Genomic DNA, 15,325 nt, shown 5'->3' on the forward strand with positions numbered 1-15,325 from the left:
CTGATAGCAACGCGACGCAGCCGGAATGACCCCTACGAGAAGGGGCCACGACGCGGGGGGACGGGTACCGCCGTAGTACGAGACCTGGTCGGCGTGCCCGACGGCCATGCCATGGTGACTGGCCTGGACCACGTGCGGCGCCGGCACGTGGGACGAAGTGAAGGTGCGAGGGCTGGTGAGGACAGCCGGTTCGGTCAGCCCTGGGACGAAACCGGCGGCGGAGGGGGGCTCAGATGCACGCCTCCGTTGACCACCCCGGCGGCGACCGAGTGATGGTCGGCGCTGACATGCAGGTCCCCGGCGACGGCCAGACCGCCGTCCCCGACCACGGTCCCTGACGAGCGGTGTGTATCCAACAGCGACTGCAACTCCGCGGCGGCACGGTCGCGTTCGTCCTGCGCGAGGCCCTCGAGAAGGCCCTCGAACCGGGCCTGCCACAGGGCCTCCTGACGGATGCGGACCCGCTCCGCCGACACGCCGTCGCCGATGTCCAGCGCGGACGCGGTCTGGTCCAGGCGAGCCAGTTCACCGGACTCCCGCTCAGCGTCCCCGCGACCGAACCACACGGCCACCCGCTGACGGAACCCCTCCCAGGCGTCCGTACCGGCGGCTTGGACCACCGCGGTTCCCCCAGCGGTCGCCAGCACCGTCAAAGCCTCAGGTAGCACGTGCCTTCCCCCTGTCCGTGCAGATCGCCATCGACGTCGTCGATCTTAACTTCGGCTCCCCCTCGGCACCTGGCAGTCTCCCCACAAAGGATTCGCGCGGACAAGGCGCCATCGATGCGGAGCCAGCCACCCGCAGGCGGCCTGGTCGGTGCCGTAGAGCGCGGCGTTCGGATCGCGTACGGAACCGATGGACAACGTGCCGGGCTGACCGGGCTGATCCATGGCGAGAAGGTAGCCCGGCTCGCGCGTCAGCCAGCTGCGGGACAACGAGCGTGCGACCGACAAGTTCCGCCGCGTCATCGCCTACCTGTCCAGCTTCGCGCAGATGCCCGACGGCAATCCCTGTCCGGACCTCATCTCCCGCGTCCCCCGCAAGCCGCTGCGCATCTTCATGCAAGGCGGCCACCGCGACCTGCACTGGAACGAGCCACAGCGGAACTGGCTCGCCGAAAACCTGCGCGTGGCAGCCGCTCTCGCTGAAGCGGGCTACGACTTCCGCCTTGTCCTGGGAGACGGCGGACACAGCCCCAACCACGGCGGTGTCCTGCTGCCGGACGCGCTGCGCTGGCTGTGGCGGCCCAACGAGGATTGATCGATACACGCATCATCCAACCTGGCGCCGGCAACAGGTCCCCTGGGATCGTGCCTCTCGGCTGGGAGTCAGAATGTCCAGGCGGGCGCTGTCCTGCCGGCTGAGGCGCTCGAGAATGTCCTTGACGTGGACTCCGAGGTGCGACTCGTTGATCCTCGACCGTGGCTCCGCCAGCAGCCACTCGGGATCACTCCCGTCCGACGGCCTCCTTCAACAGCCACGCCACCGCCGTCGCTGCTCCTGCAAGAGACGGCACTTGAGCGGATTCCGCTCCCCGGGCCCGAACCTGCTCTAACGTCTCAATCGGCGGAGCCGCAGGGTGGCGAGTTCGAGGGAAGGGGGCCCTCCTCCATGACCGGAGACGCTCGGCGCGTGGTGTTGCTGGAGTACATCAGCATGTCCGGCCGGCTGGCGGTGTTCGGCGTGCGGGCCGACTGGGACCGGCCGAAGGTGGAGTTGCTCGACCTCGACCAGGAGGAACTCTCGCTCTTCGTGGCGGCGAACCTCGACTCTCACCGCAGCGTCCGCGACCTCGCCGAGATGCCAGAGCTCCTGCATCAGTACGACTTTGTTGTGCGTCCGGTGGCTGAATGGAGCGAGCCGGGCGATGTCATCTGCCTCGTCCCTCATGGCGCCCTGCACCGCATGCCCCTGCATGCCCTGCGCGTCGGCGACGAGCATCTGATCGAGCGTAATCCTGTCGTCTACGCGCCGAGCGTGTCGGTGTTGCGCCACAGCCGGACCGACCGCGAGTCCGCCGCACCTGAACTGTCGCGGAGGATGGCGGTCTTCGGCGACTCGCGGCAGAATCTACCGGACGCCGCCGCTGAAGCGGCCATGCTCGGCGACCGTTTCGGCGCCGAGGTGCATCTCGGCGCTGCCGTCACCCGGGAGAACCTCCAGCGTGCCCTGAGCGACTCCGACTGGGTGCACATAGCGGGACACGCCGCCTTCGACCCACGGAATCCGCTGCGGTCCGGGCTTGAACTTCACGGCGGGGACGTGCTGACGGCGGGCGAGATCTTCGGCATGCCGCGTATGCGCGCCTCGCTGGTTACCCTGAGCGGGTGCGAGACGGGCATCAGTCTCCGTCACTCTGGCGACGAACTGATCGGGCTCACCCGTGCGTTGCTCTACGCACGGGCCTCGTCCCTGCTCGTGAGCCTGTGGTCCGTCGCCGACGACTCGACGGCGTTCTTCATGCGCCGGTTCTACGACCATCTGCTGAGCGGTCGGGGTCTCGCCAAGGCCGACGCGCTCAGGGCTGCCGTACTGGAGACGATGAGGATGCCCGACTGGGGCTCCCTCTACCGCTGGGCGCCGTTCACATTGATCGGCGACTGGCACTGACCGAAACCAGGAAGGGAGTGACGCCATGACGACCGACGCGATGTACCGGGCGCTGTTCGACTCGGAACTCGAAGTCGACGAGGCGGACTTGAAGGCGATGGTGCGTCGCGGCGAGGTCGTCGTCGACGATCACGACGTGGCGTTGCTGGGGCACCGCAACCGGGTGGCACTGGCCTTGGGACCCGTCGAGCGTGTGACGGGCGCCCCGGTTCCGGAACTGGCTCCGGGCTTGGCCCGCTGGGACATTTCCCTGCTGTGCGTACTTCACCCGAGTCCCGGCTGCACCTTCCGCCGGGCCCGGCTGACGGTCGACCTACGGCCCACGGCGTCCGCCATCGTACGCGACATGTCTCCCCGCGAGGTCCAGGGCGACCAGCCCCTGGAGATCACCACCACCGTCGAGGCCGGCTTGAAGTTCGCCGTGATCCCCTCGGTGTTGGAGGTCGACGCCCGCCGTGAACGGGCGAGCACACACAATGTCCACGAGCCCACCGTTGTCACCTCCGGAAAGGGGTTCTCCCGGGCTTTCTGGGACTTCCGCGCGGGCGACGGTGCCCGTCTGCAACCGGACCGGGAGATGCGGCTCCTGGTGGACGCCCCCGACGGGGCGCCCCTCCTCGCCCGGTTCAACCTCACGGCGACCGTCGCCGTCGACGGAGCCGCGCAGCTGGTCCCCCTGCTGCGCAGACGCGCCGAGATCGATCAGACCTACCGGCTGGCCTGAAGGAACCCCCGTGCATACGATCCGCCACATTCTCCTGGTTCTGGCCGGGCTGCTGGTCCTGGCCTTCGTCGACACCATGGGCTCGGCCTTGAGCGTGGCACTGGCCCTGACCGTGTGCGTCGCGGTGAACCGTTCGGCCGCGCTCTTCCGCGAGTCCCGCAATGCCGGACTGATCATCACAACGCTCCTCGTGCTCAGCCTCGCCCTGAGTCTGGGCAGTGCCGTGGTCCTTTTCATGACTCGAGGGTGGATCGCGGCGCTCGCCTTCGTGGTGCTGTTTCTGCTGTACTTCGGCTCGGCCGAGCCCTCCTACGCCAGGGCGCGCCGCCGGGCAGAGGCTCTGCGCGACGCCCTGCTGGAACTCGTTCGCGCACGTCTCGCGCGCACGGTCACGGAGGAGCAACTGACGGCACGCGCCGACCGCCTCCTCAAGGAACAGTTGCGGGGGCCCGACTTCTACGGATCCGCCGGGCGTGAGGCACTCACCAGCCCGAAGGGCATGACGCAGGAGGAGCACCGGCGGCTGCTCCAGGTTCTGCAGCGTCATCTGGCCTCGATCGAGCGACGTCAGCCTCCGTCCCGTCTGCACAAAGCAGTACGGCAGCGTCTGGAGGCCGTCTGATGGGGCGGACACGTCGTGTCCGGAAGTGGCTCGGGGAGCGGCGGGTCGAAGGGGTGCTGCGGGTCCTGGAACGCTCGTCCGACCGTGCCGCGGCTCTCGTCCGGCTGTCCTCGGGCGTCGACGACGGCGTGCTGGCCGGCATGGTCGATTTCAGTCGGGCGGCCGGCGAGCGGGGTGACGACGAGGAGTGCCTCGCGTGGGCGGAACTCGCCGTCGAGGCGAGCCTGCACGGGGGCACCCTCACCGGCCGGGCCGAGACCCTGCTCTGGCACGCGCGGGTCCAGCTCGACCGATGGCCCGGCACACTGACCGACAGGCCCCGGGGGCTGGGAGCGGCACAGCGCGGCCTCGAGGAGGTCTTCGGCATTCTCGACGAGATCGGGACGCCGGTGGACCGGGCGATGGCGCTGAGCCTGCGCGCCCGGGTCCACACCGCCTTCGCCAGGGGACTGGATGCCTTCCAGGACAGCCTCTCCGCAGCGGAACTCGCCCTGGAGTGCGACGACGAGGAACTGCTCGCCCACATCACCGGCTACCTGAGCAGACAGTACAAAAAACTGCCTGACGATCCCGAACTGGCCATTCCCCGGCAGCTCATAGCCGTCGGTGAGCGGATCCTGCTCCGGATCGGGGACGCCCCGCCGACGCCGGCGCTCCGCGACGCGCTCGGTGACGCGCACCGTCAGCTCGACGACGAGCGAAGGGCCCACGACCAGTGGATCACCGCACGGCACCAGTACGCAGCACGGGGCGACTCGGCCGGCGTCTTCGAGATGGATGTGCACCTGGTGGGACTCGCCGTCGAAGGTGAGCGGTACACGGAGGCGATCGAGCTCGGCGAACGTGTGCTCGCCGACCATCCGTCCGGGGTCAGGCCAGGAAGGCTCGCCGAGCTCCACCATGTGCTGGGCGCGGTGCACCGCGAACTGGGGCAGGTCGACGAGGCATGGGCCCGGTACGAGAAGGCCATCTCTCTGGCCGAGGCCGATTCTGGACCGCTGAGGGTCTCGGCATACCTGGTGGACGCGGCGCTCTACGCGATCGACACCGCACGCCCCGACGCGGCCCTCTCTCATCTGCTGAAGGCCTACACTTCGTCCTCCGGTCCTGCGTCCTGGCTCGCCGCGCTGACCCTCGCGGAACTGCACCTGTCCCACTTCGGTGACGTGGCGTCGGCCAAACAGTTCGCGGAATGGGCGCTCGACCGGGCGATCCTCGACACGCACACCGACTCCGTCGGCTCCGGCAACGTGATGAAGGATCCCGCCGTGCGCGCCTGCTCGCTGCACCGGGCCGGCCTCGCCGCGTTCGGCGCCGGTGACATCGAGACGGCCTACAGACGATTCCACGACTTGGTGCCGCTGCTGACCGAGGACATGACGCCGCCGCTCATCGAACTCACCTCGACATACTCGCATCCCGTTGTCCCCCCTGCGCTGAGCGGCAGTATCTGGTGGGCGTACCTGACCAGCCGCCAGACGGGAAGAGAGGAGGAGGCACGCGCCCACCTCGCTCGCTACTCCGAGGTCCTCGCCACAGGCACGGGACTGTTCGATGGTTTTGAACTCGTGAGAACGGATCCTGAGCGGGCCCTGGATCAGCTCCGCGCCATCCTCGAAACCGTGTCGTCCTTCACGCCACCGCCCCTCCCCCTGATCGGTCTCGTCCGCTCCGCCATCGGGACGTGCCATGTGCGGCTGGGACAGCTCTCCGACGCCGCAGCCGTCTACGGCAAGGCCCTGTCCACGGTGAACGGTTCCGGCGGCCACTGGGAGGTGGAGTTCTCGGCCCGGTCCGGACTGGCGTTCATCGCCGAGTCCGACGGAGACCTCGTCCAGGCGGAGCAGCATCTGTCACGGGTCGTGGAGCTGACGGAGAAGTCCAGGGGTACCCTCACCGGGGTCGACGAACGCATCGGCTTCCTGGCCGGCCGGCTCAACGCGTACGAGCGGCTCATCATCCTGCGCATCCGTCTCGGCCGGACGTCCGAGGCTTACGGGACCACCCAACTCGTCAAGTCACGGACGCTCGGCGAACTCCTCGCCGGCGACGAGCACCGGCCCATCGACCACGCCCTGGAAGCCGAACTCGCCGCTCTGCGCAGGGAGCAGGACGACTGGCTGAGCACACATGTGGCACGCCCGGCCACCCCCTCGAGTGAAGCCTTGCTGGACATGCTCCAGCCCGAAAGCCACCGCAGGAACCGGCAACGCGCCGCCGAGAACTCCCGCGAGCAGCGCAAGCTGTTCACCAGCCTGCCGGCCCCCGGGCCTCCGATGTCCTACACCGAAGTCCGGTCACTCCTCACCTGACGGCAGCACGGCCGGTCGGCCCGCAGGGGAGCCGAGACGGCCACGGTAGGGTGACCTTCCGGTTCAACGCCCGTCGTGCGCCCGGCAGCGTACGGCGGCAGCCGGCGGAGGTCGGCCCCGGTCACAACGACCCTGATGATGAGGGAGCCAGTCAGACGGTCGGCGGTGATCTCCCAGGTCAGCGGGGAGGGGACGCCGAGGGTGGTCGTGGTCTCCTCGACCAGGGCGGGGAAGCGGTCGTAGGGCAGCGCACGGGAGTCGAAGCCCGGAGTCTGCGCGCCGGCGGGCGAGAAGACGACCGACAGCAGGCGCTCCTGGACAACGACGGTGAGAGCCTGGCGTGTCTCCTCGCCTTTGGTGAGCGAGCCGAGTGCCCGGTTCAGTTCGCCCTTGTCGAGAAACGACTGGCGCGGGCCCAGGGCGACCGTTCCGGACGCCGACGACACAACCGTGGTCGAGGAGGTGGAGGAAACGGACGGCCGCGCTGCCGAAGGCGGCGTCGCGGTGTCGTCCCGGTCAAAGAGGTCGGCGCGAAAGAGCAGGACCACGCCTGCCGTGCCGTTCAGGCCACTTACGAGTTTCTCGGCTGATGTCTACATTTGACTCATGGTCACTCGAAAAGCGGACCCCTGGGCGGGAGTTGTGTCGGCCACGGCAGCGGGTGAGCGACTGGTGTTCGTGCCGAGTCGTGTCCGGGAGTTCGCTGTCGCGCTCGGCGCGAGCGTCCTGGTCCCGCTGTGGATCGCGGCCCCCCTCCTGCTGCCGACTCTGGTGGTCGCCGCGCTCACGGAGTCCGGGCTGGTCTGGGCCATTGTCTGGGTTGGTCTCGGGCTGACGGTCCTGGCCGTGATCGGGCTCGCCCTGGCCTTGCTACTCACGATGTCGACCACGATGGTGCGCTGGATCGAATTCCGTCCTCAGGGGGACACTGAGCAACTCGTGATCGCGTCCTTCCTGCGTTCGACGACCGTCGCTGCGGCGGATCTGCAGCGTGTCGTCGTTGTTGAGCGGCTCAGGTTGGGCCAACGAAAGTCGCTCAACGTGGTGTTGCACACGCGTGGAGGGACGGTGGAGTGCGAGCCGGGGTTTCAGGCCCCCGTGTCCAAGGTTGCCGCACAGGCACTTCTCGACTGGTTGACCAGCCAACTCGCCCCGACGCAAGTAGCGGTGGAGTACCGGAGGGAGGTTGACCGGAACTTCCTGTGCCCGGACCAGTGGTGGACGCAAGCAGACCTGGCTGCCCTGTGGCATGTTCCCATCGGTGCGGTCGACGAGCTGGCTGTCCGCCACGGCGTCCGCAGTTACCGATACACACCCCGGGGCGCCGCGACGGATTCGGCGGGCAGAACGATGACGGTCTACGACCCGGCTCGGGCACACGAAGTCGCGGAGGAACTCCTCGAGGAACACACCATGGGTCCGGAGGCCGGGGGTACGGAAGAGACTCCGCACCTGTGAGTGCCGGGTGTCTGAACCGAATTCGCGGCCAGGGCACTACGGGCGGTGCAGGGTGATGACCGAGGGGCTGCCCGGGTCACCCTTGACGACGAACAGCTGCGGCCGGTCGGCCGTGCCGGCCGCCTGCCAGTCGCGGAGGGTGCCGCAGCCCGGGATCGTGAGCGTGATCCGGTCGCGCGGTCCGCCGTGGGCCGGGCGGCCGGCCTCGGGCTGCGGCACGAAGGTCCACGTCCCGGTGCCCGAGCACGAGTCCCACAGCCCGGCGTTCTCGTCGACCAGCGGCATGCTGTCGCCCTCCGCCTCGCCGTCCTCGCCCAGCCGCAGTCGGTACGCGCCGCCGCCGCCGATCCACTGCCCGACGTACCGGCTCCGGTCGAGCCGGGGTGGCTCGTAGGCGTGCCAGCCGGTCCACTGCTGGAGGAACCCGCCGACCACGGTGAGGAGCAGGGCCGCTCCGGTGACGGCGCCGATCCGGGCCGCCATCGCGCCCCACCCCAGCGACCGGTGGTGCGCGTACACGGCCGCCGTCACCGGGAGCAGTCCGGTGCCCGCGATCCAGACCACCGTCCTCCCGACCGGGACGTCCCACACAGAGACGGCCCACGCCGTGTGGGCCGAGGTGAGCGCCGCGGCCCCGAGCGCCGCCCGCAGCGCTGCCCACGGCAGGCCTGCCAGAAGCCGGGTCAGCGCCATGGCGGGCAGGGTGAACAGCAGCCAGTGCAGGTACCCGGCGAGGACCAGGAGGAGGAGTACCCGGGGAACCCGGGCGAGGGCGCCCCCGGCGAAGCCGATGCCGTGGTCGTCGCGCATGCCGGCGGTGGCGAGGAAGACGGCTCCCGCGACGACGAGCTGCGCCATGAAGGCCAGCTCCGCCCCGGTCGCGACGTACGACCACCTCCCGCCGGGCGGGGGAGCGGTCAGCTGCGGACTCGGCTGCGGATCCAGCTCCCGCCCGTACGTCTCTGCCGTTCCCATGGCCCCGCCACCCCTCTTTAATTGAACATGTTCAATTAAAGAGGGACGATACACCAGCCTGGTCGCGTGCGGTGTGTGTCGCCCGCCTCGTTGCCGCCGGGCTGCCCCGCTCCCTGCCGGAGAGCTCGGCAGGGAGCAGGTGACCCGTCAGGTGCACTTGGCACGGCAGCGGCCCGAGGCCTTCGCCGTCCACCTACTGCGCTGCCCGGGCCTCCATGCCTACGCTGGCGGCGTGACAGTGGTGTGGGTGACGGGCAATTCAGGGACCGGTAAGTCCACTGTCTGCGGGGTTTTGCGGGCGCGCGGTCACGTCGCGCTCGACGCCGACGAGGACGGCTTCAGCCGCTGGATCGACCGAGTCACGGGCGAGGTCGTGATGGATCCTCCGTATCCGGTACCCGAAGGCTGGCTCGATCGATACGGATGGGTCATCGTCCGCGAGCGCGTGGAGACCCTCGTCGAGGCGTCTCGTTTGCGCATTTCGTTCTTGTGTGGGTCGGCGGAGAACGAGGAAGACGTCCGCGACCTTTTCGACGCCATCATCTGCCTGGTGATCAACGAGGACACCCTCCGCCACCGGCTCGCGACCCGCACTACGAACCCGTTCGGTCAACATCCCGAGGAGCTCGCGGCCGCCCTGGAGTGGAATCCTCGGATGCGAGCGATCTACGAAAGCCACGGCGCGACGATCATCGATGCGTCCAAGCCGGTGACCGAGGTGGTGGACAGCGTGATCGACGCGGTTCAGGACCTGAGAGGCTGAGGGTAGGTCGATGTCGGTTCCGTGCTGTGGGTCCGGCTGTCCGCGCCGGCTCTCTTCCCGCTCCTGGCAACGGCAATGGGACATTCTTTGCCTGTCAGGCCAGTCGATCGTGCCCAGGTCTTCCGTCACGCTGGTCTGTGAGCGATCAAGGGGGAGGGAATGAAGAGGACTCGGGGGTCTTTTGTCCCGGTGACGACTCCAGCGGCCGTTCGCCGACGTGCACGCCGCTGGGTCGCCGTCGCCGGAGCGGCACTGGTGTCACCCTTCGTCATACTCGTTCCGGCGGCCTTCGGATGGCTTCCTGCCGACTCCGCGATTCTCCTGGCACTGTTCTCCGCACCGACCGGGTTTCTCATCCTCGGTGAGACGTACGAGGAGAGGCCCCCTGCGCACACCAGTGGACCTTGCCTGACGGCACGGACGCTGACCGGTGAGCGCACCGTCGACCTGTCCGCGATCAGCACCGTCCGACTGCGCACCTACTTCTCCCGGTCCGGTGTCTCGGAACGCCTGGTCCTGGTCCGCGACATGAACGGGGTGTGTCTGGGGCTCAAGAGCGCAGCCGGCCGTGCCGCCCTGCGTCGGGCCCTGCAACGCTCCTGCGGCGCCGCACCCCTTGCGCAGCCCCGCGTGAGCAGGGCCGCACGCGTGTACTTGGGAATGGCCACCCGCCGCACCCCCTTGGTACTCCACACGGCCCTCAGCTGGCTTGTCATGGTGTTCGGCACCTGCGGCTACATCGTCACAGTCCTCGCCCTGGCGGACCGGGTTCCGAAGTAGGCCGCCGGCTACGGGCCGACGCCACCGGTGGGCTGCGTGGGGCGGCGCGGCCGTGACAGCTGACTGGCGGACCATCCCTTACCTGTGGCGTTAACGGCTTGAACTGGCCCCACTTTTCCGGCCCGAGTTGGCCCCACCAGAACATCGAGCGAGAGCTGCTTCTGGTCTGAGCTGGCCCCGGGTTCCGGCTTGCGTTGGCCCCGGTCTACTGACTGACGGTGAAGATGACCGCTCGGTCGTTCTGCGCCGCAGTGAGGTAGAAGTTCTTCAGTCCGGGCAGGAACGCCTGGGTGTAGGCGATGTCGTCGGCGTCGCCGGTGCCCTGGTAGGCGTCGAACGTGAGTGTGACGAAGCGATCGCTCAGCCACGGCCCGTCCAGTGGCTCCAGGGCCTTCGCGACCTCGCGGACATGGTCCGCAGTGACGTAGCAGACGATGTAGTCGTCGCCTCCGTGCAACGGCACTCCGCCGAGGATGACGTGCGACAACGGGTAGTCGCCGTTGTCGAAGGCGAGGTCGCCGTCGGTGAAGCACCGGTGCAGGGCGTCCCAGGACTTGTCGAGTTCGAACAGGTGGTCCGTGTCCCACTGGTCCTCGACCTCTGTGACGAGTTCGATGACCTCGTCGTCGTCCTGGCAGGCCAGGAAGCGTTCGGCGTCCTGGGCCTCCAGAGCGAAGAGCACCGCGCGAGCCGCCATGGTGTCCTCCCACCGCCGCGAAGATTCGTTCCGCGTGATCCAACCACACGGCCGGCGGTCCAGTTCGAGGTAGCCCAGTTCGTCGATCTATGCCGATATCCGCATAGATCGGCCTATGCCGAGCTCGCGACTATGCCGAAGCCGTGTGCGTTGTTCCGCTCCTTCGTGGGGTTTCGGCTGTTCGTGGCTCTGCATAGTCCGTGCCGGGCAGCTTCGTGAGCGAGGGGGCAGGGTGCTCTCGCGAGGGGGTGGCGATGCCATTCGGAAGTACGCGTCGGAAGGCGGGTGCTCTGGCACCGCATGTCGAGGGCTATCGGGCATGGCTGGCGGAGCGCGGGTACACGACCCAGACCGCCAGGAACATGCTCAAGCATCTGGGGCAGGTCGGCCTGTGGCTCTCCAGGCAGGGCCTCGATGCCGCAGATCTGGACGAGAAGCGGGTGAACCAGCACCTTTCCGATCTCCAGCAAGCGGGGCGTCGCCGGGTGGCGGGGCCGCGCGGCATGGTCCCGCTGATGACGTACCTGCGTGAGGCCGGGGTGGTGCCCGCGCCGCAGGTGACACCCTCGCCGGCGGAGGTTCTGCTGGAGCGGTACCGGTGCTGGATGGAATCCGAGCGTGGCCTGTTGGCCTCAACCATGCTGCGCTACGCGAACACCGCGCGACGCTTCCTGACCGAACAGGCAATGGTCGATGGGGAGTTCACGCCGGAGGGCCTGACGGGGGCGGACCTGAACGCGTTCCTGCTCCGGGAATGCACCAGGGTCTCGGCGGGATCGGCGAAGGGGAGGGTGGCCGAACTGCGGTCGCTGATGAGGTTCCTTCACCTGCACGGCGCAATCCCCATGAAGCTCGGCGGCGCGGTGCCTCCGGTGGGCGGTTGGCGCTTCGCCTCTGTGCCGCCGACGATGGCGGCCAGCGACGTCCAGCGGTTGTTGGACCACACTCCGCGCGATAGGACGGTCGGCGTCCGCGACTACGCGATCCTGATACTGGTGGCCAGGCTCGGGCTGCGCTCGATCGAGGTGGCCCGGCTGCTGCTGGACGATGTGGACTGGCGCTGCGGCGAGATTGTGGTCCGGGGCAAGGGACGCCGTGAGGACCGGCTCCCGCTGCCCGCCGACGTCGGCGAGGCCCTGGTCGCCTACTTGTCCGGCCCCAGACCGCATCTGAAGGCCCGCCATGTGTTCCTGACCTGCAAGGCTCCGCGCGGGCCGATCCGGGCGGACCTGGTCGGCGACGTCGTGGAACGGGCTTGTCTGCGGGCCGGCTCTTCCAAGGTCGGACCGCACCGGCTGCGTCATGCTCTGGCCGCCGACATGCTGCGTCACGGCGCCGGGCTCACCGCGATCGGGCAGGTGCTCCGGCATCAGGACCTGGCCACGACCGCGCTCTATGCGAAGGTCGACTTCGTCGCGCTGCGCGCGGTCGCCCAGCCCTGGCCCGGGACGGAGGCGGCGTGACCGATCTTCGCCAAGCGGTCGATGACTACCTGCGGCTCCGCCGTTCGCTGGGGCACCAGATGGCCGAAGCGGCGTATCTGCTGCCGGACTTCGTGAGCTTCATGGGACGACCGCGGCGAACAGACCGTGACCGTCGCCGCCGCACTGGAGTGGATGAAGAGCCGCGAGCCCGAGGTGGTCACGACGGTCAGCCCTCGACGGATCACCGCCGTTCGCGGGTTCGCCCGCTATCTGAGCGGGATCGACCGGGCAACCGAGGTGCCACCGCTGGGACTGGTGCCCTACAACCGGCGCCGGGGCCAGATCTTCCTCTACTCCGATGCCGACATCGCAGCGATCATGGCCGCGGCCAAAGAGACGATCCCTCAGCCGTTGCGGGCGGCGACCTATCACACGCTGATCGGGCTGCTGGCCGCGTCCGGCCTGCGCATCGGTGAGGCCATCAAGCTGGACAGGGACGACATCAACTGGACCGAGGGCGTGCTGCACATCCGTGAGTCCAAGTTCGGCAAATCCCGACTGGTCCCGCTGCAGGACAGCGCCACGAACGCGCTGCGCGAGTACGACAGGCTGCGCGAAAGGCTGATGCCCAGGCCCAAGGACCCCGCGTTCTTCGTCTCTCTCACCGGCAAGCGGCTGATCTACGCCTGCGTGCATCCGGTTTTCGGGGCCCTGGTCGATACTGCCGGCGTCGGCCTCGACGCCCCGCACAGACCTCGGCTGCACGAGCTGCGGCACACCTTCGCCGTTCGAACCCTGCTCCAGTGGTATCGAACCGAGGACAGCATCCAGGCGAAGATCCCGTCGCTGTCGACCTATATGGGACACCGCGAACCGGCCTGCACCTACTGGTACTTGTCGGCGGCCCCGGAACTGCTCGCCCTGGCCGCCGCCCGCCGCGACGGCGTCCGGAAAGCGGCCCGCCCATGACCCTGATCGCACCCACCCTGCAGGCGTTCTTCACCGAACGCCTCGCCCGCCAGCGCCAGGCCAGCCCCCGCACCATCGCCGCCTACCGCGACGCGCTCCGCCTCCTGCTCACCTTCGTCCAGCAGCGGACCGGGACTGTCCCGGCGAAACTGGACTGGAGCGACCTGAACGCGGACGTGATCTCCGCGTTCCTCAATCACCTGGAGGACGAGCGCGGCAACAGCACCCGAACCCGCAACGTCCGCCTGACCGCGATCCGCTCCCTGTTCTCCTACGCCGCCCTCCAGCACCCGGAACACGCGCTACTCATCCAGCGGGTCCTGGACATCCCGCCGAAGCGGTTCGACAAGAGGACCGTCACCTTCCTGACCAGCCAGGAGGTCGACGCGCTGCTGGCGGCACCGGATTCGAAACGCTGGGAAGGAAGAAGGGACAAGGTCATGCTGGCCCTGGCCGTCCAGACCGGCCTGCGCGTATCCGAACTCACCAGCCTGAACTGCGACGACATCACCCTGGGCGACGGAGCCGCCGTCCGCTGCGAGGGCAAGGGACGCAAACAGCGCACCGTCCCGCTCGACCGCCCTGTCCAGAACCTGCTGGGCTCCTGGCTGAACGAGCGCGCCGGACGCCGCGGTGACCCTCTGTTCTGCACCCGCACAGGACGGCGCCTCAGTCGCGACGCCGTCGCACAGCGACTGGGCACCCACGCGCAGACCGCCGCGCAAACTTGTCCGTCCCTGCTGGACAAGAGCATCCACCCGCACGTCCTGCGGCACAGTTGCGCCATGTCGCTGCTGCAGGCCGGTGTCGACACCACGGTCATCGCGCTCTGGCTCGGCCATGCCGGGGTCCGCTCCACCGACGCCTACGTCCACGCCGACATGACCATCAAGGAGAAGGCCCTCGCCCTCACCGCACCGGTCACCGCCCGCCCGGGCCGCTACCAACCCACCGACAAGATCCTCGCCTTCCTCGACCGCTTGTGACGTCGATCGGCCTGGCTGCGGGGTGAGCCCCGGCTCAATGCCATCGCAGTCAGTCCTCCCACGGCCACCGACTGAAATGCCACCAACGACCGCACGGTGAAACGGTGTGTCTCAAGGCCGGGTGATCGAGAATCCTGCTGTCCAGACGCCCGACGATGCGGGCGAGCTCGCGCGCAGACTTCGAAGGCAGGGCATGCATGGCGATCTCCAGGAGCTCCCGCCACTCGTCCGGCTCCGGTGGACAGCAGGAAGGTTCACCGCAGCCGGTGCGAACGTCAGGCGAACGCCGTCGCGGAGTATGCGCCAACTCACTCCAGGCAGCCAGGGCTTTGCCCAGGTCACCGGGCGCGAAGCGAGTTCGCTCCAAACGGATGATCTCGGCCTGCGCCGAGCCAGAAACCTGACCGATCTTCGAGTATCGCCCACGCTCAACCGCGAACCTCCGGCGGTCCGAGCGCAGGTCCGAAGGACGCCTACGCGGCATGGTCCTTTCGCTGCACTGTCATGGCACCAGTGTGTCAGAAGCCGAGCAGCCATTCAGCAGCAGAGCGCCGCGACTATGCGGAACAAGCAAATCCGTCACCGGTTGCAGCCAGCCACGCTCACACCCCGCTCGGCATAGTCGCGGTCTCGGCATAGATCGATGCAGAGCAGGTCGACGCGTTCGTGGCGGGCTGGTTGTGGCGGATCACGAACCCTGCCGCCGGTGTCGCCCCGGCCGTCTCGGCGATCTCCTGCCGACGCCGGTGCACGTAGTCCCACACGGTCGAGTGGGCGATGTCGGCGCCGGCCTCCTGCTGAAGCCGGGTCGGGATCCTGTTGACGGTGTGCCGCTGCTTCGGCGGAGCATCCAGGTCGTCCAGCAGCCACTGATCAATCGTCTTCTTGAACGGTTCCAGCCTGGGCGAGGACCGCCGCGGCGTCCGGCTCGGCGCGGGCACCGTCGAGCACAGGGCCTCACGCACCAGCCGACGGTGGACCCGGTACTTCCGCACAAGCGCGCGA

15 protein-coding genes and 1 pseudogene are annotated in these 15,325 nt (G+C 68.5%); 11 read left to right on the forward strand and 5 right to left on the reverse strand.

Annotation, left to right across the window (positions count from 1 at the left end):
- Positions 1–194 precede the first annotated feature (194 nt).
- On the reverse strand, positions 195–647 hold the full coding sequence (locus OG852_RS44985; RefSeq protein WP_330350933.1) for a hypothetical protein: 453 nt from the start codon (positions 645–647) through the stop codon (positions 195–197).
- Positions 648–993: 346 nt separating this feature from the next.
- Between OG852_RS44985 and OG852_RS44990 the strand changes: the two genes are divergently transcribed.
- From OG852_RS44990 to OG852_RS45010, 5 genes are all read left to right on the forward strand, one after another.
- Positions 994–1,260, forward strand: coding sequence for a hypothetical protein (locus tag OG852_RS44990; protein WP_330350934.1), 267 nt, complete (start codon positions 994–996; stop codon positions 1,258–1,260).
- 351 nt (positions 1,261–1,611) lie between these two features.
- A complete protein-coding gene (locus OG852_RS44995; protein ID WP_330350935.1) occupies positions 1,612–2,610 on the forward strand; it encodes a CHAT domain-containing protein in 999 nt (332 codons plus the stop codon).
- 25 nt (positions 2,611–2,635) lie between these two features.
- Entirely contained in the window at positions 2,636–3,334 is a 699-nt protein-coding gene (locus tag OG852_RS45000) for a hypothetical protein (RefSeq protein WP_330350936.1), read from the forward strand.
- A gap of 10 nt (positions 3,335–3,344) precedes the next feature.
- Positions 3,345–3,956 (forward strand): hypothetical protein, encoded by a 612-nt coding sequence (locus OG852_RS45005; protein WP_330350937.1) that lies wholly within the window; start codon positions 3,345–3,347, stop codon positions 3,954–3,956.
- The gene (locus OG852_RS45010) at positions 3,956–6,268 is read left to right on the forward strand and encodes a tetratricopeptide repeat protein (protein WP_330350938.1); all 2,313 of its coding nucleotides are present in this window, start codon (positions 3,956–3,958) and stop codon (positions 6,266–6,268) included. Before OG852_RS45005 ends, OG852_RS45010 begins: the two co-directional genes overlap by 1 nt.
- Here OG852_RS45010 and OG852_RS45015 read toward each other — a convergent pair.
- Positions 6,238–6,834: pseudogene (locus OG852_RS45015) on the reverse strand (hypothetical protein); the annotation flags it as partial. The gene OG852_RS45010 and the pseudogene OG852_RS45015 sit on opposite strands and share 31 nt — an antisense overlap.
- 40 nt (positions 6,835–6,874) lie before the next feature.
- Here OG852_RS45015 and OG852_RS45020 point away from each other — a divergent pair.
- On the forward strand, positions 6,875–7,726 hold the full coding sequence (locus OG852_RS45020) for a hypothetical protein (RefSeq protein ID WP_330350939.1): 852 nt from the start codon (positions 6,875–6,877) through the stop codon (positions 7,724–7,726).
- A 36-nt stretch (positions 7,727–7,762) separates the two neighbouring features.
- On the opposite strand, the gene OG852_RS45025 is transcribed toward OG852_RS45020, so the two are convergent.
- Entirely contained in the window at positions 7,763–8,701 is a 939-nt protein-coding gene (locus OG852_RS45025; protein WP_330350940.1) for a hypothetical protein, read from the reverse strand.
- A gap of 139 nt (positions 8,702–8,840) precedes the next feature.
- On the opposite strand from OG852_RS45025, the gene OG852_RS45030 reads away from it, so the two are divergent.
- Positions 8,841–9,464 (forward strand): hypothetical protein, encoded by a 624-nt coding sequence (locus tag OG852_RS45030; protein WP_133916970.1) that lies wholly within the window; start codon positions 8,841–8,843, stop codon positions 9,462–9,464.
- 255 nt (positions 9,465–9,719) lie between these two features.
- Positions 9,720–10,244, forward strand: coding sequence for a hypothetical protein (locus OG852_RS45035; protein ID WP_330350941.1), 525 nt, complete (start codon positions 9,720–9,722; stop codon positions 10,242–10,244).
- Positions 10,245–10,449: 205 nt separating this feature from the next.
- Here the strand turns inward: OG852_RS45035 and OG852_RS45040 are convergent, their stop codons facing one another.
- Positions 10,450–10,941 (reverse strand): DUF1877 family protein, encoded by a 492-nt coding sequence (locus tag OG852_RS45040; protein WP_330350942.1) that lies wholly within the window; start codon positions 10,939–10,941, stop codon positions 10,450–10,452.
- A gap of 362 nt (positions 10,942–11,303) precedes the next feature.
- Between OG852_RS45040 and OG852_RS45045 the strand changes: the two genes are divergently transcribed.
- The 3 genes from OG852_RS45045 to OG852_RS45055 all read left to right on the forward strand — a co-directional run bounded on the left by OG852_RS45045 (position 11,304) and on the right by OG852_RS45055 (position 14,320).
- The gene (locus OG852_RS45045; protein ID WP_330350943.1) at positions 11,304–12,404 is read left to right on the forward strand and encodes a tyrosine-type recombinase/integrase; all 1,101 of its coding nucleotides are present in this window, start codon (positions 11,304–11,306) and stop codon (positions 12,402–12,404) included.
- A 126-nt stretch (positions 12,405–12,530) separates the two neighbouring features.
- On the forward strand, positions 12,531–13,334 hold the full coding sequence (locus OG852_RS45050; protein ID WP_330350944.1) for a tyrosine-type recombinase/integrase: 804 nt from the start codon (positions 12,531–12,533) through the stop codon (positions 13,332–13,334).
- Positions 13,331–14,320, forward strand: a complete 990-nt coding sequence (locus OG852_RS45055) for a tyrosine-type recombinase/integrase (RefSeq protein ID WP_330350945.1) — start codon at positions 13,331–13,333, stop codon at positions 14,318–14,320. The genes OG852_RS45050 and OG852_RS45055 overlap by 4 nt, the downstream gene beginning before the upstream one ends.
- Positions 14,321–14,922: 602 nt before the next feature.
- Here the strand turns inward: OG852_RS45055 and OG852_RS45060 are convergent.
- Positions 14,923–15,285: a hypothetical protein gene (locus OG852_RS45060; protein WP_330350946.1), complete on the reverse strand. Its 363-nt coding sequence runs from the start codon at positions 15,283–15,285 to the stop codon at positions 14,923–14,925.
- Between the last annotated feature and the right edge of the window lie 40 nt (positions 15,286–15,325).

Origin of the sequence: Streptomyces sp. NBC_00582, from assembly GCF_036345155.1 — a bacterium.
Classification (GTDB): domain Bacteria; phylum Actinomycetota; class Actinomycetes; order Streptomycetales; family Streptomycetaceae; genus Streptomyces.

Bases quoted from the DNA above. Each gene is read 5' to 3' on its own strand.
- OG852_RS45020 (WP_330350939.1), top strand. From the start codon at position 6,875: ATGGTCACTCGAAAAGCGGACCCCTGGGCGGGAGTTGTGTCGGCCACG.
- OG852_RS45055 (WP_330350945.1), top strand. From the start codon at position 13,331: ATGACCCTGATCGCACCCACCCTGCAGGCGTTCTTCACCGAACGCCTC.
- OG852_RS44995 (WP_330350935.1), top strand. From the start codon at position 1,612: ATGACCGGAGACGCTCGGCGCGTGGTGTTGCTGGAGTACATCAGCATG.
- OG852_RS44990 (WP_330350934.1), top strand. From the start codon at position 994: ATGCCCGACGGCAATCCCTGTCCGGACCTCATCTCCCGCGTCCCCCGC.
- OG852_RS45000 (WP_330350936.1), top strand. From the start codon at position 2,636: ATGACGACCGACGCGATGTACCGGGCGCTGTTCGACTCGGAACTCGAA.
- OG852_RS45040 (WP_330350942.1), bottom strand. From the start codon at position 10,941: ATGGCGGCTCGCGCGGTGCTCTTCGCTCTGGAGGCCCAGGACGCCGAA.
- OG852_RS45010 (WP_330350938.1), top strand. From the start codon at position 3,956: ATGGGGCGGACACGTCGTGTCCGGAAGTGGCTCGGGGAGCGGCGGGTC.
- OG852_RS45045 (WP_330350943.1), top strand. From the start codon at position 11,304: ATGCTCAAGCATCTGGGGCAGGTCGGCCTGTGGCTCTCCAGGCAGGGC.
- OG852_RS45025 (WP_330350940.1), bottom strand. From the start codon at position 8,701: ATGGGAACGGCAGAGACGTACGGGCGGGAGCTGGATCCGCAGCCGAGT.